Source organism: Arenibacter echinorum (genome assembly GCF_003259375.1).
Classification (GTDB): domain Bacteria; phylum Bacteroidota; class Bacteroidia; order Flavobacteriales; family Flavobacteriaceae; genus Arenibacter; species Arenibacter echinorum.
Genome location: NZ_QLLN01000001.1, coordinates 377,153 through 398,844 on the forward strand (window position 1 = coordinate 377,153; position 21,692 = coordinate 398,844).

Annotated in this window: 23 protein-coding genes; 9 read left to right on the forward strand and 14 right to left on the reverse strand. The window is 39.5% G+C overall.

Annotation, left to right across the window (positions count from 1 at the left end):
• Positions 1-1,626 carry a S8 family serine peptidase gene (locus tag LV92_RS01640; protein ID WP_111621935.1) on the forward strand — a complete coding sequence of 542 codons (1,626 nt, stop codon included), beginning with the start codon at positions 1-3 and terminating at the stop codon, positions 1,624-1,626.
• On the forward strand, positions 1,626-2,567 hold the full coding sequence (locus LV92_RS01645; RefSeq protein ID WP_111621936.1) for an NAD(P)H-dependent flavin oxidoreductase: 942 nt from the start codon (positions 1,626-1,628) through the stop codon (positions 2,565-2,567). Before LV92_RS01640 ends, LV92_RS01645 begins: the two co-directional genes overlap by 1 nt.
• Before the next feature lie 108 nt (positions 2,568-2,675).
• Here the strand turns inward: LV92_RS01645 and LV92_RS01650 are convergent, their stop codons facing one another.
• Complete coding sequence (locus LV92_RS01650; protein WP_111621937.1) at positions 2,676-4,406, reverse strand: tetratricopeptide repeat protein; 1,731 nt, start codon at positions 4,404-4,406, stop codon at positions 2,676-2,678.
• 331 nt (positions 4,407-4,737) lie between these two features.
• Positions 4,738-4,962: a putative signal transducing protein gene (locus LV92_RS01655; protein WP_111621938.1), complete on the reverse strand. Its 225-nt coding sequence runs from the start codon at positions 4,960-4,962 to the stop codon at positions 4,738-4,740.
• Between the two features lie 93 nt (positions 4,963-5,055).
• Between LV92_RS01655 and LV92_RS01660 the strand changes: the two genes are divergently transcribed.
• Complete coding sequence (locus LV92_RS01660) at positions 5,056-5,448, forward strand: hypothetical protein (protein ID WP_211322914.1); 393 nt, start codon at positions 5,056-5,058, stop codon at positions 5,446-5,448.
• Positions 5,449-5,473: 25 nt separating this feature from the next.
• Here LV92_RS01660 and LV92_RS01665 read toward each other — a convergent pair whose 3' ends face one another.
• The 6 genes from LV92_RS01665 to LV92_RS01690 are packed head-to-tail and all read right to left on the reverse strand — an operon-like array spanning position 5,474 to position 11,693.
• On the reverse strand, positions 5,474-6,808 hold the full coding sequence (locus LV92_RS01665) for a DUF58 domain-containing protein (protein WP_111621939.1): 1,335 nt from the start codon (positions 6,806-6,808) through the stop codon (positions 5,474-5,476).
• Positions 6,809-6,856: 48 nt separating this feature from the next.
• Positions 6,857-7,861, reverse strand: a complete 1,005-nt coding sequence (locus tag LV92_RS01670; RefSeq protein ID WP_111621940.1) for an AAA family ATPase — start codon at positions 7,859-7,861, stop codon at positions 6,857-6,859.
• Between the two features lie 3 nt (positions 7,862-7,864).
• Complete coding sequence (locus LV92_RS01675) at positions 7,865-9,076, reverse strand: DUF4350 domain-containing protein (RefSeq protein ID WP_111621941.1); 1,212 nt, start codon at positions 9,074-9,076, stop codon at positions 7,865-7,867.
• Positions 9,069-9,776, reverse strand: a complete 708-nt coding sequence (locus LV92_RS01680; protein ID WP_111621942.1) for a hypothetical protein — start codon at positions 9,774-9,776, stop codon at positions 9,069-9,071. Before LV92_RS01680 ends, LV92_RS01675 begins: the two co-directional genes overlap by 8 nt.
• 17 nt (positions 9,777-9,793) lie before the next feature.
• The gene (locus LV92_RS01685; protein WP_111621943.1) at positions 9,794-10,744 is read right to left on the reverse strand and encodes a hypothetical protein; all 951 of its coding nucleotides are present in this window, start codon (positions 10,742-10,744) and stop codon (positions 9,794-9,796) included.
• Entirely contained in the window at positions 10,713-11,693 is a 981-nt protein-coding gene (locus LV92_RS01690; protein ID WP_111621944.1) for a stage II sporulation protein M, read from the reverse strand. Before LV92_RS01690 ends, LV92_RS01685 begins: the two co-directional genes overlap by 32 nt.
• Before the next feature lie 38 nt (positions 11,694-11,731).
• Here LV92_RS01690 and LV92_RS01695 point away from each other — a divergent pair, with 38 nt between their 5' ends.
• Complete coding sequence (locus tag LV92_RS01695; RefSeq protein ID WP_111621945.1) at positions 11,732-12,457, forward strand: RDD family protein; 726 nt, start codon at positions 11,732-11,734, stop codon at positions 12,455-12,457.
• 3 nt (positions 12,458-12,460) lie between these two features.
• Positions 12,461-13,078, forward strand: coding sequence for a trimeric intracellular cation channel family protein (locus tag LV92_RS01700; RefSeq protein ID WP_111621946.1), 618 nt, complete (start codon positions 12,461-12,463; stop codon positions 13,076-13,078).
• Positions 13,079-13,156: 78 nt separating this feature from the next.
• On the opposite strand, the gene LV92_RS01705 is transcribed toward LV92_RS01700, so the two are convergent.
• The gene (locus LV92_RS01705; RefSeq protein ID WP_111621947.1) at positions 13,157-13,876 is read right to left on the reverse strand and encodes a peptidylprolyl isomerase; all 720 of its coding nucleotides are present in this window, start codon (positions 13,874-13,876) and stop codon (positions 13,157-13,159) included.
• A gap of 100 nt (positions 13,877-13,976) precedes the next feature.
• On the opposite strand from LV92_RS01705, the gene LV92_RS01710 reads away from it, so the two are divergent.
• On the forward strand, positions 13,977-14,618 hold the full coding sequence (locus tag LV92_RS01710; RefSeq protein WP_111621948.1) for an NUDIX hydrolase: 642 nt from the start codon (positions 13,977-13,979) through the stop codon (positions 14,616-14,618).
• Between the two features lie 41 nt (positions 14,619-14,659).
• Positions 14,660-15,463 carry a lysophospholipid acyltransferase family protein gene (locus LV92_RS01715; protein WP_111621949.1) on the forward strand — a complete coding sequence of 268 codons (804 nt, stop codon included), beginning with the start codon at positions 14,660-14,662 and terminating at the stop codon, positions 15,461-15,463.
• Here the strand turns inward: LV92_RS01715 and LV92_RS01720 are convergent.
• Positions 15,460-16,107 carry a hypothetical protein gene (locus LV92_RS01720; RefSeq protein ID WP_111621950.1) on the reverse strand — a complete coding sequence of 216 codons (648 nt, stop codon included), beginning with the start codon at positions 16,105-16,107 and terminating at the stop codon, positions 15,460-15,462. The genes LV92_RS01715 and LV92_RS01720 overlap by 4 nt on opposite strands.
• Before the next feature lie 4 nt (positions 16,108-16,111).
• Positions 16,112-16,606 (reverse strand): RNA polymerase sigma factor, encoded by a 495-nt coding sequence (locus tag LV92_RS01725; protein WP_031442937.1) that lies wholly within the window; start codon positions 16,604-16,606, stop codon positions 16,112-16,114.
• Between the two features lie 262 nt (positions 16,607-16,868).
• On the opposite strand from LV92_RS01725, the gene LV92_RS01730 reads away from it, so the two are divergent.
• Positions 16,869-18,161: an NAD(P)/FAD-dependent oxidoreductase gene (locus tag LV92_RS01730; RefSeq protein ID WP_111621951.1), complete on the forward strand. Its 1,293-nt coding sequence runs from the start codon at positions 16,869-16,871 to the stop codon at positions 18,159-18,161.
• 27 nt (positions 18,162-18,188) lie between these two features.
• Here LV92_RS01730 and xerD read toward each other — a convergent pair whose 3' ends face one another.
• The gene (gene xerD / locus LV92_RS01735; protein WP_111621952.1) at positions 18,189-19,100 is read right to left on the reverse strand and encodes a site-specific tyrosine recombinase XerD; all 912 of its coding nucleotides are present in this window, start codon (positions 19,098-19,100) and stop codon (positions 18,189-18,191) included.
• 212 nt (positions 19,101-19,312) lie between these two features.
• On the opposite strand from xerD, the gene aroQ reads away from it, so the two are divergent.
• A complete protein-coding gene (gene aroQ, locus LV92_RS01740) occupies positions 19,313-19,738 on the forward strand; it encodes a type II 3-dehydroquinate dehydratase (protein WP_111621953.1) in 426 nt (141 codons plus the stop codon).
• Between the two features lie 115 nt (positions 19,739-19,853).
• Here the strand turns inward: aroQ and LV92_RS01745 are convergent, their stop codons facing one another.
• Both LV92_RS01745 and lpdA read right to left on the reverse strand, forming a co-directional pair.
• Positions 19,854-20,153, reverse strand: coding sequence for a DUF3817 domain-containing protein (locus LV92_RS01745; RefSeq protein ID WP_111621954.1), 300 nt, complete (start codon positions 20,151-20,153; stop codon positions 19,854-19,856).
• Positions 20,154-20,252: 99 nt separating this feature from the next.
• Positions 20,253-21,644: a dihydrolipoyl dehydrogenase gene (gene lpdA, locus LV92_RS01750; protein ID WP_111621955.1), complete on the reverse strand. Its 1,392-nt coding sequence runs from the start codon at positions 21,642-21,644 to the stop codon at positions 20,253-20,255.
• Between the last annotated feature and the right edge of the window lie 48 nt (positions 21,645-21,692).

A 21,692-nucleotide genomic window follows, 5' to 3' on the forward strand; every position in this document is an offset into this window, starting at 1 on the left:
ATGGTCAAGGCTACCCTTTATCTATTTTTAATATTCTCGGTTTGGGGAAGGGCCCAAGAGCATGCCTGGGTATTTTTTAAAGATAAAGTCCAGGTAGAGGAATCCATTTTAAATCCATCAAGTATTTTATCGGAACGGGCAATACAAAAAAAGAACAGATTTAATATTGCCATAGATGAAAGGGATGTTCCTGTCAACGAGGCATATATCTCCCAGTTAAAACTTCAAAACGGAATCACGGTCAAGGCCAAGTCCAAATGGTTCAATTGTGTTCACGTTCTAGGTAGTGTATCAGATATTTCAGCTTTAACAGACCTTCAGTTCGTTGACCATATTTCTTATGCCGATAAGGGTTTGAATGCCAAATCCAACTCGGTTATGGCATCGAGAAATCAGTCCAACAATCATTCTAACAAGTTTCTGGAACAAGAGGCGGATTTTGTCTATGGCCAAAGCGATTCGCAAGTAAAACAATTGGGGGTACATATTTTGCATCTAAATAACTTTACGGGTGAAGGTTTTTTAATTGCCGTTTTGGATAGTGGCTTCCCCAATGTGGATCAAATGGAAGCATTTGATCGTTTACGTACTAACAATGATTTATGGGGCGGGTATGATTTTGTTGTTCGATCAACAAACATTTATGCGGCCAATGGAAATGATCATGGCACCAGGGTATTGTCCGATATGGCTGGTTTTGTGGACGGACAACTTGTTGGGACCGCTCCAGATGCCAGTTTCCTACTTTTTAGAACGGAAGATGCCGCTACCGAAACGCCGGTGGAGGAAAGCTATTGGGTGGAGGCCGCAGAGCGGGCAGATAGCCTTGGGGTAGATATAATCAATAGTTCCTTGGGATATAGTACCTATGATAATCCAAGATATAATTATTCCCCAATAGATATGGATGGAAATACCGCGTTTATTTCCAAAGGGGCCAATATAGCAACTGAAAAGGGGATATTGGTTGTGAATTCTGCCGGGAATTCCGGTAATAGTTCTTGGGGTATTATTACGGCTCCGGCAGATGCCAATGTATTTGGTGTTGGAGCGGTTGATACATCTGGCAATTATGTGGCATTTAGTTCCAGGGGACAAAGCGCGGATGGAAGGATTAAACCAGATGGAATGGCCTTGGGCTCAGGAGCAACGGTAATAGGCCCGGACGACAGATTGGTGAAAAATAATGGTACCTCTTTTGCTTCGCCCATTATGGCCGGCGCTATCGCTTCCTTTTGGCAGGCGTTCCCCGAAAAAAACAATATAGAGATTATGGCAATGGTGCGGGAATCGTCTTCCCGTTATCAAAATCCAAATTCCCAAATGGGCTATGGAATACCCAATTTTACCCTACCCTTGGCGCTATTGGGAATAGATATTTCATATCCTGAGGATGAGTGGTATTTATTTCCGAATCCCTCTAAGACCGAGTTTCAAGTACAGCTTCCCGAGGCTTTTGGAAGTGCTCGTTTAACGCTGTTTGATATCTACGGGAAGCGCATTCTGGAAAAACAATTTATCCAAGGCAACGAGGAAATATCAGTAGAAAATTTAAGTACGGCCCTGTATATTGTACGCGTAAATGTGGATGGGGTTCGCCAGGAATTTAAATTGATAAAAAACTAATGGGAAATAGAATTACAGATCTTTTCGGAGTACAGTATCCAATTATTCAGGCCGGAATGGTTTGGGCCAGTGGATGGCGCTTGGCATCTGCCGTTTCCAATGCCGGCGGATTGGGGATAATAGGGGCAGGGTCCATGTATCCAGAGGTGCTGCGGGAACATATAGAGAAATGTAAATTGGCGACCAATAAGCCTTTTGGGGTCAATGTACCAATGCTGTATCCGGATATTGAGAAGCTCATGGAAATCATAGTGGAACTAGATGTGAAAATTGTATTTACCTCGGCAGGAAATCCCAAAACTTGGACTTCATATTTAAAGGACAAGGGCATTACTGTAGTGCACGTAGTGAGCAGTGTGAAATTTGCGCAAAAGGCAGAGGAAGCTGGGGTAGACGCCATTGTTGCGGAAGGTTTTGAGGCTGGCGGTCACAATGGTAGGGATGAGACCACCACACTGACACTAATTCCTGCAGTAAAAGAAAAAATAAGCATCCCTTTAATAGCGGCGGGGGGCATAGCAACGGGCAGGGCCATGTTGGCCGTTATGGTTTTGGGTGCCGATGGGGTGCAGGTAGGCAGTCGATTTGTGGCGAGCAATGAAGCCTCTTCCCATCCCTTGTTTAAGCAAAAAGTGGTAGAGGCCGGTGAAGGTGCCACGCAATTGACCTTAAAGGAATTGGCTCCCGTTAGATTGATAAAAAATAAATTCTATAACGATATACAAAAAGCCTATGCCGACTGTGCAACGGTGGAGGAATTAAAGTCGCTATTGGGTCGGGCCAGGGCCAAAAAAGGTATGTTCGAGGGCGATTTGGAGGAAGGGGAATTGGAAATTGGTCAGGTGGCCGCAATAATCCATGAAATAAAACCCGCTGCCCAAATTGTGATGGATATAATGACGGAATTTACCCATGCCAAGGCAGAAGTGAAGCATTTGTAGGAGGGACATTGGTTAAAATACTGTGCTTATACCCAAATTGGGAAAAAGATTTCCTGACATATAGGAAGATTCCTTAAAATGTACCCCATTTATATTTTTTGGGCATAATTATAAAACAGAAGTTTTTATGGGTATATCTGCATGTTCCCAGGAATTTTCAAATTCTTGTTTTATTTTTTTGGCTTCCTCCAATTTACCTTGACCAATAAGGCTTTCATGGAGTCCAATTAAGGACCAGCCGTTTTGGCGCACTATTTCCAGGTCTTCCTTATACACTTTTTCAGCTTCTTCATATTTTTGAGCCTTTACTAATGCGGCACCTAAAGTCTGTCTTACCGGTATATGCCATGCGGTAGGCTCACTGTATATTAGCTGGTCTTCATAAAATACCGCTTGCCTTAGATGTTTCAAGGCCTCTGGTATATTACCTTCTGCATTGGCAATTTCACCGGAAACCACCCCATGTGCAATTTGGGCTATTCTTGAAGATGGATTGGTATAATTGGCCACAACAGTTTCCAGTTCCGGGTCGTTCTTCATTAGCTTCAGGGCGTCTAACTCTTCCTTGGCCTCTTTGATGTTGTTTTTCCTGACAAAGGCTATTCCCCTTGCGTAATGCCATATAAGTTTAAGGTGTTTATATTGATCCCCTGGATATGGGATGGTCAGAATTTCATTCCACTTTCCAAAGCGGGTATAGGCCAATAGTGGCGAGGAAGCAAAATCTTGTAAAAATGGCAAAGACGCCATCTCTCCTAAGGGAACTTTTTCAGCGGTTTTTTTTGCGGCATCTATAGCTAGGTCACTGTTGCCCAAGAGGGTAGAGGCAGACCATAGAAAGTGTAGATTGTGAGGGTAATATCCCAATGGATACATGCCCTGGGAATAACATTGGGAGATATAATCCTCATCTGCCAAAATAGCGGCTTGATTTACCTTTACTGCATCCGCATATCTACCTACCCTTATATAAATATGGGATGGCATGTGAACAATGTGTCCGGCTGCCGGCATTAAAGATCCTAGCTTATCTGCACTGGGAATGGCGAGGTCCGGTTTGGGAAGTTCAACCATATGGATATAATAGTGATGGGCTCCGGGATGATCTGGATTTAGCACCATGGCTCTCTCCAAGGCGGCTTTTCCCTTTAAGGTGTTAGGAGCTGGGTTTCCATCATTGTCCCAATAATTCCACGGCATGGTATTCATAATGGAGGCGGCGTACAAGGTCTGTACATGGGCATCATCTGGAAATGCTTGCACTACTTTTTCCATGGCACCCATATAGGCCATGTTCAATTCTGAAATTTCTTTTGTTAAATCATCACTATATCTATGCGCCAGAGCTTCTATTAAAGCTTTTTCTATGGGTGTACCGCTTTTGGACAAGTTTTGGGCTTTTAATATTGCTTCATAAGATCTTTTCCTACGCTCGTCATCCGGCATGGGGTCATTTATATTTGGACCTAAGGCGTAGGCCTGCCCCCAATAGGTCATGGCCGACTTGGGGTCTAGTCGCGATGCTTCCATAAATGAGCGATGGGCTTCGGCATGATTAAAGGCATAAGTAAGTTTTACGCCCTGATCAAAATAGGTTTGGGCCTTTTGGTCTATTGTACTTATTCCGAAATGTAAATTCCCAAGGTTTGCAAATAAGGGTGCAATTTGTTGGGTGGTATCCACATTGCTCAACAAGTATTTGGCAACAGTACATTTCATGGAGTAAAAACTGGCTTCCTGTGTAACCTCCAATACTTGGGGTGCGGGTTGCGGTTTCCAAAAATAGCTTATGGCCAATAAGACTATGGCCACTATAGTGAGACTCAATTTTGTTTTCATGACGGTGAAGTTTTATGTTGATGTTGTTAATTCCATTTGGATTTACAAGATGTTACAGGGGTCAACCTATGTTTGAAGATAGGTTGCTTTGATTTCTAATAGAGACTATTTAATTACGAGGGGGAAATTTGTGATCGCTGACTTATTGGGGAGATGGAAAACTAATTTTTCCTATATCTAAAAGTAGTGAATTCTAAGGGGTAATGCTAGAATTATATGGTTTGTGTTGCAAAGGGGCCAAAGTTTTTATTCCACGAGTTATGATTTGGCCATTAATACAAACTGTATGGTCAAGAATGTTTTTTAAAAATCCCTTTAGCCGGGTCTTCTTTTACGCGTCTATAACTTTTTTGACAATATCTTGCGCTTTTCCCAACTCATCGGCATGGACATAAATTTGCTGGTTCCCTTGAATGGCGGATCCAAAGCCTGCCAATCTTCCAGATTCCGATTCGTCCTTTATCACAGGTATTATTCCAATTTCCCTTAGTTGATTTTCTATGGTCTGTGCCAAAATAAAACTTCCGGAAAATACGCGGGTATATTTGGAATTCATTTTAGTAGTGTTTGTAAGCTGTTGTTAAGATACAAATTTTATATAAATCCTAATCCAAGAGAATTTGTAAAGGCATTAGTATCTTTGTGGCCGATGAAGACTGTCGTAATAGGTATTATCTTTTTTTTATGCACATTGCCGTTGTTCGGGCAACTGGAACAGGATAAGGTCAAACATTTTACGGCCGGTGCCTTAAGTGGGGCTATCGGTGCCGATATAGCGGATGGCTTTTCTGGAGGAAACCGCTATTGGAGAATTGCAGGAGCCGTAACTTCAAGTTTATTGGCAGGCTTGGCCAAGGAGGCCTATGATGATTATAAATACAAGGGTTGGGACAATCGGGACCTTGCTGCTACAGTATTAGGAGGCGTGTCCATAGGAATAACTATAGATATATTTTCGGAGAAGAAACATAGAAAGGAAAAGGAGATGATGGTCGAAATCATCGAAGAAAATATGACCTTTGGAAAGAGGGATATGGATTGATAAGGAAATTGATGTATTCCGAATTCTAAATTAGTCCGCGTGCTTTTATTTCCAAATATTTGTTGATGGTATTTATGGTCAAGTGCTCAGGTTTTGTTAATATAGTCTGTATACCGTATTTCCTTAATTCGTTAACGATTAGCTTCTTTTCATAAACGAATTTCTCCGCAATGGTCTTTTCAAATATTTGTTGGATGGTCTCGGTTTTTTCATCAGTAAATTTGATCAATTCAGTGTTTTCAAAGAAAATGACCACTAACAAATGTTGCTTGGCAATAGCCTGTAGATAAGGAAGTTGCCGCTCCAAGGCATCCAGGGTCTCAAAATTTGTATATAGCAATAATAGGCTCCTGTGGGTAATATTTCTTTTTATATCGGCGTATAATCGACTGTAATCACTTTCTACAAAATTGGTATCCAAATTGTAGAGTGTTTCCAAAATAAGGTTCATTTGGGAACTGCGTCTCTCGGCAACTACCCGGTTTTCAATTTTCTTGCTAAAGGCGAACATTCCGGCCTTGTCCTGCTTTTTAATGGCAATGTGGGAAATAACCAATGTGGCGTTAATGGCATAATCCAACAAGCTAAGTCCATCAAAAGGCATTTTCATGACCCTCCCCTTATCTATAATGGAGTATATAGGTTGCGATTTTTCATCCTGGTACTGATTTACCATCAGGCCACCTTTTTTTGCCGTCGCCTTCCAGTTAATGTTTCGGATATCATCCCCCAGAACATAATCCTTAATTTGTTCGAACTCCATGGTATGGCCAATACGGCGAATTTTCTTAAGGCCATATTCGAAGAGTTTATTGGTAAAGGCCATTAGATCATATTTCCGCAATTGTAAAAAGGAGGGGTAGACAGGGACTTGTTGCTCATTATCAAAAGTGTACTTTTTGGAGATGAAACCAATAGGGGAGTTGGCAAAGACGTTCAAATTCCCAAAGGAATATACCCCTCTTTCAGTAGGTCTCAAGTAATACTTGAACACCTTTTCCTTTCCTTTCCCTAGAGTAGTGGAAATACCGAAATCCCGCTTTTGAAACTGATGGGGGACTTCATCCAAGATTTTCAAACCTGCCAGGAACAAATAAGAATTGGATAGGCTAATTGTAATTTCGTTTTCATCCCCATTGGAAAGTTTTTCGGGAACCGAACGGCGACCTTTTATTCCGCCCTTGGAGGCAAATACCAGAATAATATCGACCAAAAAAAATAGGGCAAAAACATAGAACAACAGTTTTATTGCCCCCAAAATATTCGGTACCATATAGGAAATCAAAAAACCTAAGACCAAACTGGTCAATACAACAAAGAATCTCTTTTGTAGATAAATGTTTCTTAGGATTTTTTTCATTTGCTTTAGGTAGCTATGGTATTTTTTAATGCCGATAAGTTTTGTTCATTATCTTGGAATTTCAATGGTCTCCATAATTTGTTTTATCACTTTATCCGGAGTTAATCCCTCCATTTCCCTTTCCGGTGTCAAAATAACCCTGTGCACTAAAACCGGGGTTGCCACTTTTTTAATATCATCCGGGGTTACAAAATCACGTCCGTGGATAGCGGCCAGAGCTTTGGAGGCGTCCATGATAGCTATGGAAGCCCTAGGGGAGGCCCCAAGATATAGGTTGGCATTGTTACGCGTGTTGTGGACAATTCCGGCTATATACTTCATTAAGTTGTCCTCTATTATAATTTCCTTGATAACCTCTTGATAGTTGGCTATTTGCTCAGCGGTAAGCACCGAAGTTATTAAGCTTTCCAAGTTTTTATTCTTTTGGCGATGTTTGCTTTCCAAGATTTCTATCTCTTCCTCCAGGGATGGATAGTTTACTTTAATTTTAAATAGGAATCGATCCAATTGTGCTTCCGGAAGTCGGTAAGTGCCTTCCTGTTCAATGGGGTTTTGGGTAGCAAATACCAAAAATGGCGGCGACATTTCATAAGTTTGTCCGTCCATGGTAATTTGGCGTTCGGCCATGGCTTCAAACAAGGCCGCCTGTGTCTTGGCTGGGGCTCGGTTAATTTCATCGATCAAAATAATATTGGAAAATAAAGGCCCCTTTTTAAACTCAAATTTAGAGGTCTTTACATTAAAAATGGAGGTGCCCAAAATGTCGCTCGGCATTAGGTCCGGGGTAAATTGGATTCTACTAAAGCCTACATCCATAGTTTTTGCCAAGAGTTTGGCGGTTACGGTTTTGGCTACTCCCGGTACGCCTTCGATTAAGGAATGCCCATTGGCCAGGATAGAAATTATCAGTAATTCTATCATGTCCTGTTGCCCTATGATCACTCTTCCCAATTCCGTTTTTATCTGTGCTACCGATGTCTGTAGTTGACCAAGGTCTATTCTACTCTTAAATTCCAACGGCTTGTAGTCTTCCCCTTTTTGACTTTCTTCCATGTATTATTTTTTAAATTGATTTAATTTTTTGTTCAATTGAATTACATCCTGCTCACTGTGATGCTTTTTATTTTTTAGATGCACTATCATATCCAATAGATCCTTTACTTCAGAAAGTGGTTTGTCCGATCTTACCGCCAGATCTCTAGCGGTTTTTTCGTTGATAGCTTCGGTATTAAGATGATAATTACTTCTGATCTGCTCCAGAAAATAATTTATTTTTTTAACGATCAAATCTGTATAATCCCTGTGCTCATAATACAGCCCCCCTACGGTTTTGGCAAATTCAATGGATGAATTCTCCAAAGGCGTAATCACCGGAATGATCCGTTGTTCCCTTTTGGCCTTAAATATTATAAAAATTATTAGTCCGACCATACTCAAATAATAGGCCCACTTTAAGGATACTTGGTTGAGTATAAAACGCATAGGGGAATCTATAACTATCCGGCCAGTTTTTTTGTAGTTGTCCCAGTAAACATCCATATCCTTTAAATAGGAAAAGGTATTGGCCACATAGTCCTTATTACCTTTTAGCATATAGTAGTTGGTAAACGTCTGTGGTGTGGTATTCAGGTAAAAATTGCCCTTCCCGAATTTTACCTTCACAAAATTGGGGCTTTTGGTTTTTTTACTGGACTCCGAAGGAATAAGCCCTTTTTCCGAATCATAGGAAATATGACCTAGAACGGAAGTGTTTAAAGTGTCTACAGAAGAAAAATAAGTACTGTAAATTCCCCTGGTCAAAGAATAGTTTTGTTTGGAAAATGAATTGTTGGTAAGATCGATCAGCACCGTATCCTCCTTTACGGAATATTGGGTTTCTACTTCAATATTTAGGGTGTCCGCGAGGTAGGTCCCAAAGTTGGAAGCAGCAATAAAGGAATCGTTGCCTGCATGAACGTATTGAAGTAATTGATTGGCCTCCTGTTTATCCAGGTCCAGGAAATCATTTATCAATAAATAGTTGGAGGCGCTGGTGGTGTCCCTTGCCACCAAGATATTGTACAAACTTTCGTTTGTAGCATGTATTTTTTGTCCTGGAAATAGATTGGGAAGTTCATTGAACAATATATAGCACCCAAAAGGTATTTTGTCAGAGGACGTATAGGATGGTCTCCAGTTCAAGGGCTTAGGGCGCACAATTTCCGTTACTATAATACCAATAAGTACAGCAAGAAATAGCCCTAGGATTATTTTGGAACGCTTATCCATGGGCACCTATATTGTTTAGGTTGACAAATTTCATCTGTGCGGCATGATATTTTTGGTCGTCTATCTCTTGTTCCCCGTACCAAATATGGTCGTACAAATAGGAAACATCTTTAAAGAGCAACCTTATTTTTGGGACCTTTATTTCTTTCTCGTAATCCTGATTGGTTTTTTCATAATGCCATTCAATGATCTGATGCTGGGATAGTGTTTTTAATACTTTTAGGTATTGATAACGAATGGCCAATCTGTAATTCCTTTGTTGTATGGCATCACTTATTAAAGCATCCAGATCCAGGCTTTCTATGTGTTCCTCTGCCAAGTTTAGATTAATCATTGAAGCCTCCTTTTTTCTAAATATGGCAGAGGCATTTTCTCCGGTCAGGAATCTAACAAGTAGGTATATGGCCAATGCAGCCATTAGCCCATAAATTATGTTTTCCAATATTTGGGTAAGCCCTGGTGGAAGGTCAATGCCAAAAACATCCCTTAGCCCGTTCATAAGCCAATTGAGAAAGCGGGCCAGTATATTTTGTGACTCCCCGTCCTTGATATCGTAGTTGAATTCTTTCCCCTGATATTTTTGCGTGAAATTTTCATCCAATGTTCGCAATGCCAATTTACTATTGGTATCCTGGGTTAAGGCAACTGAATCTTTTTCCCCCTGGGACAAGCCGGGGAATAGGACGAAAAAACAGTACATGGTGGCAGCTAATTTTATCACTGGTCTTGAAGTCCTATTTGGTCTATTTTGCTTCTTGAATTTAAATTATAGGTTTTTTCGTGCAGGGAGAAATACAATAGCCCATTTACGAACTGTGATAAACATTGTGAATAAACGGCTATAATTAGGAATAGGCATGTTCCTAAGGTGTAAATGATAGTAGGCAATATGGAAGCGCCTAGATCAACATCGTTTTGTACCACATGAAAAGTGTATATCCCGATAAGGATCCCTGGTATCATAATAACCACCATAAACAAAAGACCAATTAAGAATCCCAGAATAAAATTTACGCCCACCGCTCTCCAAAAGTTTTTGGTCACCAAATTCCAACCTTCCCCAAGAGCGTCCGTTACACTTCTTTTCTCTTTTAGCAAAACAAAAAAAGACACTCCGACCCAGGCCATTACGAAGTATTGAATTACATATTGGGCAAGCATTCCTGCCAGAGGTATAAAGGTCAGAACCACAGCTGCGATCATAAGGCCAAAAAAGAGGACTATCAGTATCAAAATAAAAACCATAATGCTTCCCAAATTATTTTTCACTTCTTCCCAGACATCGGTTTTATCAAAATTCAGTCCTTTGCGTTCTTCATATTTTATCATGTACGAAGTGCTAAGGCTATAATTTAACGCAGCCACCATTATGAAAATAATGAAGAATAAAATTCCTCCAAATATGAGGTACATTACATAGCTTTCACTATCAGAACCAACCGCATTTATGACTGTATTCTGATTGTCGGTGAAAAGGCCGATCATCCCGGATACCAGCAAATAACTAACGATCAATAGCCCTATTAGAAAAATACCATTATAGCTTAGAAAAACGTTGGTAAATTTTTTAAGGTTTTGTTTAAAGAATTCGAAGTAAGCATTGATGATATCCCCAAAGTCCCTATTTACTCTTAGTTCAATAAATTTTTCCTGATTTTCGACTTGCATAAGATTGGTTTAACAAAATGGGATAAATGATATAATAAAAAAGAATTAGCACTAAAGATGAGCCTATAACTAAAAACGCCAACCAAGAGGGCATATTGGAATAGCGGGTAATAAATCCTTCTATAAAACCGGCAATGATAAAAAAGGGAATGGTGCTGACCACTACCTTCAACCCGTCCTTGGCCCCTTTCATGAAAGAAACCCTTCTGGAATAGGTTTTGGGAAAAAGTATACTATTTCCCATGATCAATCCGGCACAACCTGCAATGATGATAACCGAAATTTCTATGGTCCCGTGCAGCCAAATCTGCTTGTTTGCCTGATAAAATACATCCTGAGTGTAAAAAAAAGTAATGAAAGCACCTAGCATTACGCCATTGCTGAAAAGAATATAGGCTGTACCAATACTAGTAATTACGCCAAAGGAAAAGGCCATAAAGGCTACTTTAATATTGTTTATGGTAATCCCTAAAAAAGTGCCAATTTCACTGCCTCCTTTGTATATGGCCGTAGGGTCTCCACTGGCAATATTGTTGAGGGTCTCATTAACATAGGCATCACCTAAAATTAATCTCACAAACGTATCATCGTTCATAACAGAAATACTGCCTATAGCACTGGCAACAATAAAGATAAGAAAGGCGATGCCCAAGGTCTTATGATATTGCCTAAAGAAAATAGGGAATTCAGTTTTCCAAAAATCCGCTATTCTGTTCCGGTTCTCCTTTTTGTTTTTATATATTTTTTGATGGGCTTGGGATGCCAAGGAATTTAAGTACAATAATGTCTTGCTTTCCGCGTAATAAGTCTGTGCGTAGGCAAGGTCGTTGGTCAGTTGAATGTAACCATTGGCAAGTTCGTCCGGGTTAATGTGGGCATTATAGTTGATAGCCTTTTCAAATGCTATCCATTTTTCTTTATTTTGCTTCACAAAAGCTGCCTCACGCATACTAGGATCATCCTTTAAGAAATAAAAATAGTACTAATATGTCCAAACTTCAAATCAATACAACGCAAAATGTAAACCTGGATTATAAAATTGTTGGTATTGGTGAAAGGATCGTAGCTTTTTTAATCGACGGATTTATCCTATATCTCTATGCCGTACTGGTGCAGTTGATAGGAAGAGGCATAGGTTATGTGTTTGATGACAATTGGACACAAATAGGATTGGTAAGCCTTATTTTTCTTCCTGCCATGTTTTATAGCTTAATATTGCACAGCCTTTTCAATGGGCAAACGGTGGGGAAAATGATCATGAAAATCAGGGTGGTAAGATTGGATGGATCCCCCGTACATTGGTCCAATTTATTGGTTAGGTGGATGCTGCGCGTGGTGGACATTTGGCTTTTCTTTGGGTCCGTAGGATTATTGACCATTTTATTTACGGATAAAAAACAAAGATTAGGGGACGCCGCTGCCGGTACCGTGGTCATTAGCACAAAAAATACGGTGAAAATTTCACATACTATTTTGGAAGAGGTAGAGGAAACCTATGCTCCTAAGTTTACCAATGTTACTATATTAACGGATAAGGATGTTCGCCTTATAAAGGAAACCTATCAAATTGCCAAAAAAAGTCATGATTATAAGACTTTGAAGGCCTTGAGGGATAAGGTGGAAGGTCTTTTGAATTCCAATTCGGACCTATATGACGTTCAATATATAGATACCGTATTAAAAGATTATAATTTTTATACCCAAAAATCATAGATCATGTTCTATTTCATAATTGATATATTAGGAATAATTTCCTTTGCTATTTCCGGGGTTTTGGTGGCTATGGACAAAAAGCTGGATCTTTTTGGAGTCTTTATCATAGCCTTTGTAACGGCAACCGGAGGAGGTACTTTAAGGGATTTGTTAATTGGCAATACTCCAGTTTTGTGGATGCAGGAACCCACCTATGTCTATGTTATTGCTGGAACCGTTGTTTTTGCTATTATTTTCAGGAATCAATTGAAGTATGTACGTAGGTCTCTATTTCTTTTCGATACTATTGGGATAGGTCTGTACACTATGGTAGGTATTTCCCATGGACTACAGGCGGGCTTGCCTCCTGTTATGTGTATTGCCCTTGGTACAATAACAGCTTGTTTTGGAGGGGTGATACGGGATATATTATGCAATGAAATACCGGTAATATTTAGGAAGGAAATTTATGCTACGGCCTGTATAATGGGGGGTATAGGCTTTTTTCTGATGCGTAAATTGCCCTATGATGATGCCTACGCCTATGTGGCAACCATATTGATGGTCATTGGGATCCGATTACTTGCGGTTAGATTTAAAATATCCCTTCCAAGTATATACCGCAGTGCCAAGGTAGGATAGTTGTATTTAAATTTTGGGTGAAAGTAGTTGTTAGGAATGGGACCGCTTGCTTTCTATCGATTCCAAATTATTTATCCTCTATTCAAAGGCTTCCGCTTTTAAAATATATATGTTTTGGGAAGGCCAATCCCCGTTGTCCACAGGTTGACTGTTTATATCGTCTACCACATCCATACCTTCTATCACCTGTCCAAATGGGGTATATCCACCGTCCAAGTGATAGGAGCCAGGCTTGGTAACTACTATAAAGAATTCGTAGGGAGATGCCAATTTATGGGGGTTGTTAATTTCACTACTGGGCATGGATACAACTCCCCTATGGTGTTTGTGCCCTTTTCTTGTATCCGGAGGTAAAAGGTATCTGCCTATTTTTGATCTTTTTTCCGCAGTTTCCACATTATCGGCATTTCCTCCCTGAATGATAAAGTTTTTAACTACTCTATGGAAATAGGTATTATTAAAATACCCCATTTTGGTAAGGTAGATAAAGTTGGCTTTATGATAGGGAACGTTGTCGAACAACTCAATTGTAATGGCCCCTAGACTAGTGGTAAGTTTTACCTTGTTCTCCTTTAGGCTTTTGCTGTAATTGAAGAAAAACTCAATAGCATTATCCTCTGTGAGCTCAAAGGCCTCTTCTTCTTTTTTTTCCACTTTTGGGGGTGTGTCGGGAACAATGCTATCTTTTTTAATATTGTTTTGCAGATGCTCGTTTTCTTTGGTAGTCGGCTGATCTTTGCAGCTCCCTAAAAGGAACATAAACAATATCGTAAAAAGTGAAATCTCTTTAAGTGTCATGTAATTTGTGTTATTTTTTAAATGAGTGTTAAATGATTAATATCGCCTAAGGGTTGGTTGTTTTTTAATTAATTTGCTTAAAATTACTAAAATAGAATTCGTGCATTTTGACGATTTTTCCAACAGAATATCAAAAATAGAAAATCTAGAACTTCCAGGGAGTGCTTCGCATTATAAAATGGCCCCAATGTTCAGGATTAAGGAGTTGGAGTCCGGTGAAATTGTAAAGAAAAATCCCAAGCAGGCTGCAGTAATGGCACTTTTTTACCCAAATCTGGACTACCAGACCAACCTTCTTCTGATCCTTAGAAATACCTATAAGGGTATTCATAGCAATCAGATTGCATTGCCGGGTGGCAAGGTGGAAAAAAGGGACATAAATTTGTTGGAGACGGCATTACGCGAAACTCATGAAGAAGTGGGGGCAGTTCGGGAACAGATTACTGTAATCCGTTCCATGAGTGAAATATATATTCCTCCAAGCAATTTTGAGGTTACGCCCTACCTTGGGCTGTATAAAAAGGAGAAGCCGTTTTTAAGGCAGGTAGATGAGGTGGCGGCCATTGTTGAGGTTCCTTTGCATGATTTTATGGACGATAAGAAAATATTTCATCAAATTTTGAATACATCCTACGCCCAGAATGTAGAGGTACCAGCCTTTAAATTAAATGGTTATACGGTTTGGGGGGCAACGGCGATGATGTTGAGTGAAATCAAGGAATTGTTTAAGCAAGTGTTATAAGGTACTTATTTCGTAATTTTGAATGTTAACAAAAAAAATATATGGGCCTGTTTAAGAAAAATCCGTTTGGACATAATTTGTTTATCAAGAAGTGGCTTATTCGCATTCTGGCCGTTATCACCCACAAAAGATATAGGGGATTTAATACCATTGAAATTGAGGGGTCGGATATTATTAGAAAACTGCCTCCACAAAATGTTCTTTTCGTAAGTAACCATCAAACGTATTTTGCCGATGTGGTAGCCATGTTCCATGTATTCAACGCCAGTTTAAGCGGCCGGGAAGATTCTATAAAAAATTTGGGATATATATGGCAGCCCAAATTGAATATGTATTATGTGGCGGCGGCAGAAACCATGAAGAAAAGTCTTTTGACAAAAATCTTGGCATACGCGGGTTCAATAAGTGTGGAGCGTACTTGGAGGTCCGAAGGACAGGATGTTAATCGGAAGGTTAAATTTAGTGATATATCCAATATTGGTACTGCTCTCAATGATGGTTGGGTAATTACCTTTCCACAAGGAACCACAACTCCCTGGAAACCGCTAAGAAAAGGAACATCCCATATTATAAAAAAATACAGGCCCGTAGTGGTCCCTGTGGTCATTGACGGTTTTAGGCGATCTTTCGATAAAAAAGGACTGCGCATTAAAAAGAAAGGAATTCTTCAGTCTATGGTGATCAAGGAACCATTGGATATTGATTATGAGAATGAATCTTTCGATTCCATCATTGAAAAATTGGAATATGCCATAGAGCAACATCCTTCCTTTTTAAAGGTTATTCCCAAAAGTGAGTTAATGGCTTATGAAGAGGAAAATAAAAAACGGAAATTCAGGGTTTAAATATCCATTTCCTTCAGTTCCTTATAGTTCTTCTTAAGTTTCTTTAGGAGGATTCCGTAAAGTAAAAAATAAATGCATCCCATTACTAGGGTAACAACTATCCCGAGAACGACCACTGTAGATATCAAAATGGTCTTTAATTTTTCAGGGCTAATATTTTCTGGCTGATAGTTATATCCCATCGCGGCCATAGGGTCTTCGTTCAAGTATATTCCTACGGCCATGACAATAAAGGACATGAATATCAGGGACAAACAAAAAATAACATAGTATTTAACTGTCTTTCTGGTCTTTAAAATATTGGATAGAAGCTTTTTGGCATTGTCCAAAGTTGATATTTCCCTATATCTTCTATAAAATTGAAAGATAAAATACAGTACCACGGTATATTGAAGCACGTTGGAAATCAATAAAAAATTCCCCAGGCCCAGATCTTTCCAAACCGCCAAATTTTTGGACATAGAAGGAAGAAAGTACAATAAGTGGGGCACTAAAAATTCAATAATGCTTATTAAGAAAATCCATTTAACGATGGAAGACGATTTCTTCCATATCATTTTATAAATCTCATCAAAGGACAGTTGAGGCAATTGCTTGTCTTTCTTTTGCCAATCCCTTTTTAATAATTCCAGTTCATCCATCATATGGCTAGGGATTTAAAATGGTTTTTAACTTGTTTTTTATTCGGTTCATTTTCACTCTGGCATTTACCTCAGTAATACCCAAGGTTTCCGCTATTTCTCTATAGTCTTTGTCTTCCAAGTAAAGAAAGACCAAGGCCTTATCTACATCCCCTAATTGCCTTACCGCATTGTACATCAGTTTAAGCTGTTGTTCCTCGGTAGGGTCGTATTCGTCTGCTGTTATTTTAAACATGACCGACTCATAATCTTGGGTCGGTATACTTTTTTTTGATTTTCTATATAATGTTATGGCAGTATTCAGCGCAACCCGATACATCCAGGTACTAAATTTGGATTCTCCCCTAAATTTGGGATAGGCCTTCCACAATTGAATCGTTATTTCCTGAAATAAATCATTGTGGGAATCCCTATCATTGGTGTACAATGTACAGACCTTATGCACAATATTCTGATTGCACTCTAATTCCGTAACGAATTGATGTTCCAAATCTTTGGTCACTCGGTTCTAGTAGTTAGTTGATGATTAGTAGTAGAAAATTTAATTATGTTACAACGAATATAGAAATTACTTCTTTAAGGCCGAAAATTGAAAAGTATTGTGGATTTGCTTCATGGTACAGTATATTTCATCGATCCAAATGGTAGCATGGTTAGTTAAAGTTGTGTCCTGTTTTATTTGTGGAGAACCGAAAAATACTTAAAACCAATATTCTTCTTCTTGATTAGTTTGCGAATGTTTAAATTTACCCATATTTACATGTATGAATATTCCTAAGACTAGTTTTCCAAGAATTGTTATTGTAGGTGGTGGTTTTGCAGGTATTTCCATTGCCAAAGGATTGAAAAATAAAGAGGTGCAGGTAGTACTTCTGGATAAACATAATTATCATACTTTTCAGCCCCTGCTTTATCAAGTATCTACTGGGGGGTTGGAGCCGGATTCCATTGCTTATCCCATACGAAAAGTTTTAAAGGACTATAACAACTTTTTCTTTAGGCTGGCCAATGTAGAGGAAATAAGAACTGAAGAAAATACCATCGTGACCAATATAGGTGCTTTGGAATATGATTATTTGGTGATTGCTACTGGCTCTGAAACAAATTATTACGGGAATAGGGAGATTGAAATAAATAGTATGGCCATGAAAACGATACCCCAATCCTTAAATCTTAGAAGTTTAATACTGGAAAACTTTGAGCAGGCACTTCTTACCGATCAGTATCATGAAAGGGATGCCCTAATGAATTTTGTTATTGTGGGGGCGGGACCTACAGGGGTGGAATTGGCCGGGGCCCTGGCGGAAATAAAAAAAGGGATTTTGCCAAAGGACTATCCAGATTTGGATACCAGGCGGGTACAAATTCACCTCATACAATCCGGAGATCGTATTCTTAAGGAAATGAGTGAAAAAGCTTCCCAAAAAGCGGAAGATTTTTTAGATGGACTAGGAGTTCAAATTTGGAAAAACACAAGAGTAACGGGTTATGACGGCAAAACGGTTACCACGGATACCGATGTTGATTTTGAAACAGCTACCCTAGTTTGGGCAGCTGGCGTAAAAGGGGTGGAGATTAAAGGTTTGAATGCCAAAGATTTATTGGTGGGAGGAAGTAGAATTCCGGTGGATGAATTTAATAAGGTTAAAGGGCATACTAATATTTTTGCTGTGGGCGATGTGGCCTGTATGCAGACCGAAGATACGCCCAAAGGGCACCCCATGATGGCCCAGCCAGCGATGCAGCAAGGAAAGAACCTTGGCGAGAACTTGGTTCGATTATTGGAAAACAAGCCGTTAGAGCCTTTCGTATACAGAGACAAGGGGAGTATGGCCACCATTGGCAGGAACAAGGCGGTCGTGGATATGAAGAATATTAGGTTCCAAGGTGTTTTTGCCTGGTTTGTATGGATGTTTGTGCACCTTTTCTTTCTTATTGGGTTCAGAAACAGAATGGTGGTCTTTGTGAACTGGGTGTACAACTACGTTCGGTTCGATAGGGAGGCTAGATTAATTATTAGACCCTTCAATAGAAATTATAGCGCCTTTAAGGATTAGAAATATTTAACCGCCAAGTGCAATTGTCTAATCGGATGTCCCACTTTTTCTAGGATGGTACTTGTTCATTACTTCGGCCAAATGTGTGCGATCTACATGCATGTAAACTTCTGTAGTGGTTATGCTCTCATGGCCCAGCATTTGTTGAATGGCCCGCAGATCTGCTCCATTCTGCAATAAGTGGGTGGCAAAAGAATGCCTAAAGGTGTGGGGACTTATACTTTTTTGTAGTCCTATCTCCAGTGCAAGTTGTTTAATAATGGTAAATATCATGGCACGGGTCAATTTATTCCCTCGGCGGTTTAAAAACAAGACATCTTCAGACCCCTTTTTAATTGCCATGTGTACACGTATTTCCTTTCTATAGATATTTATATATTTTTTGTTGATTTCGCTTATGGGAACAAAACGTTGCTTGTCACCTTTACCGGTAACCTTGATAAAATCCTCCTCAAAATAAAGGTCCGATAGTTTTAAGTCCAACAACTCTGAAACCCTTAGCCCACAGCCATAAAGTGTTTCCAAAATAGCCCGATTGCGCTCTCCTTCCGGTTTGGAAAGGTCTATGGCCCCAATTAGTTTATTGATTTCCTCTTCGGAAAGGGTGTCGGGGAGTTTGCGCCCTACTTTAGGGGATTCTATTAACTCCATGGGATTGTCTTGGCGGTAATCCTCGAAGACCAGGTAATTGAAAAAGCTTTTTAATCCCGATATTACCCTTGCCTGGGACCTGGGATTAACATTTTTGGCCAGTTCGTAAATAAATTGTTGAATGGTACTTTTGTGAATATTTATAGGCGTTTCCACAATTTGATGGTCTTCCAGAAACAGTATTAATTTCTCAACATCCAGAACGTAGTTGCTTATGGAATTCTTGGATAGTCCTCGTTCCAAATTTAGGTAATGTTGAAAATCCTGAAGGGCTCGATTCCATTTCATAAGCTAAATATAATGGACTTTTTTGGGTTGAAATAGTAAACGCACATTAACTCTTATTACAACCGATTAATATTTGATCTTTCCTTGGGTTTGTATAATTGAATATCTTTTTTTAGTGATAAAAACCGCCTTAAATCAAATTCTTTTTTGCGGAGTAATTAATACTCATTGCCCCTCTTTTTTTATGAATTACAATTTCTTACATTTATCCCATGAAGATTATTATTGTCAACGGACCAAACCTTAACCTTTTGGGCAAACGCGAGCCTGAGGTTTACGGAAAAACAACTTTTGAGGAGTATTTTGCCACTTTGCAATTTAAATTTAAGGATGTGCAATTGGAATATTATCAATCCAATATAGAAGGGGAAATCATAAATAAATTACACGATTGCGGTTTTGAGGGATATGAAGGCATTATTTTGAATGCCGGTGCATATACCCACACCTCCATTGGTATTGGCGATGCCATAAAGGGAATAACTACTCCTGTGGTGGAAGTACATATTAGCAATACCTTTGGGCGGGAAGAGTTTAGACATACCTCCTATATTTCCCCAGTTGCCAAAGGTGTAATTTTGGGCTTTGGGCTAAAAAGTTATGACCTGGCCATTGAAAGCTTTTTAAATAAAGGCTAGGGTTGATGATTGTGCAAAGCAGACAAACTATCTAAGTCGTATTCAATAATTGAATAATATCAGTGACGTACATTTTGTGCCTACTGAAAACTGCCTACTGAAAACTGTTTGCAGTCTACTGCCCACTATTAACAGCCATTTGCGGCTTTAAATACTTTTTGTCTACATAAAAAGTGCCAAAAGGTACAAGAGAAGCAATAAATAGAATTGCAAACATTTTAAGGTCCCACTTTTTTTCAATACAGACCACGATTGCCAGGACTACATAGGCCATGAACAGAAATCCATGGGCATAACCAATATAGATATTGGGTTCCGGTATTTGGGCCAAATATTTTAGGGGCATTCCAATGCCAAAAAGCAATAGATAGGAAATACCTTCAAGAATTGCGGTAAGACTAAAAATTTTCAACATATCTTTTTCGGTGAGATTCGTAATCAAATTATTTTTTTAGACCCGTCAGGTTTTAAAACCTGACGGGTCTAAATAGGTAAAGAAAATATAAGACTTTATCTATATATGTATTACTTCCCCGTAGGCATGTGCCACAGCTTCCATTACAGCTTCACTCATGGTAGGGTGGGGGTGTACTGATTTCAGGATCTCATGTCCGGTAGTTTCCAACTTACGGGCCACTACTGCTTCCGCAATCATGTCCGTAACCCCTGCACCGATCATATGGCATCCTAACCATTCGCCGTATTTGGCATCGAAAATTACTTTTACAAAGCCGTCCTTGTTACCGGAAGCACTGGCTTTTCCACTAGCTGAAAATGGGAATTTACCAACTTTTATTTCGTAACCTTTTTCAATGGCCTGTTTTTCGGTCAATCCAACAGAAGCGATTTCTGGTGAGCAGTAGGTACATCCAGGGATATTACCGTAATCCAAGGGCTCCACATGCATATCCGCAAGTTTCTCTACACAAAGTATTCCTTCTGCGGAGGCAACGTGGGCCAAGGCCTGTCCTGGGGTTACATCACCAATGGCGAAGTATCCCGGAATATTGGTTTGGTAATAATCGTTCACCAAAATTTTATCCCTATCCGTTGCAATACCAACATTTTCCAAGCCAATATTTTCAATATTGGTCTTGATACCTACTGCAGACAATACGATATCGGCCTCTAGGATTTCTTCCCCTTTGCTGGTTTTGACTGTGGCCTTCACTCCAGGGCCAGAGGTATCTACCTTGGTTACCTCTGAGGAGGTCATAATCTTTATTCCGGTCTTTTTAAGACTGCGCTCCAATTGTTTGGAAACTTCTTCGTCTTCTACTGGTACTACATTTGGCAAAAACTCCACCACGGTTACGTCTGTACCCATGGCATTGTAGAAATAGGCAAATTCGATACCTATGGCTCCACTACCCACTACAAGCATTTTCTTTGGTTGTTTGTCCAAGGACATGGCCTCGCGGTAGCCTATAATTTTTTTGCCGTCCTGTGGTAAACTGGGCAATTCCCTACTACGAGCACCTGTAGCAATAATAATGTTATTGGCCGAATATTCGGTTTCTTTACCATCATCTGACTTAACACTTACCTTTTTGCCCGGTTTTAAGGTTCCATAACCGTTAATGACTTCAATCTTATTTTTTTTCATCAAAAATTGAACGCCTTTACTCATGCCTTCCGCTACGTTCCTACTTCTCTTGACCACCGCATTAAAGTCTTTGTCCACACCTTCGGCCTTGAGTCCGTAATCGGCCGCATGAAGCAAATATTCGAAAACCTGAGCGGATTTCAATAATGCTTTGGTAGGGATACATCCCCAATTTAAACAAACGCCACCAAGACTTTCTTTTTCTATAATGGCAGTTTTAAATCCCAATTGAGAGGCTCTGATTGCGGCTACATAACCTCCAGGACCACTACCTAATACAATAATATCGAAATTGCTCATTTATATTTTTTTTGGTAAATAAATTATGAAGTCGCAAAGTTACAAAAC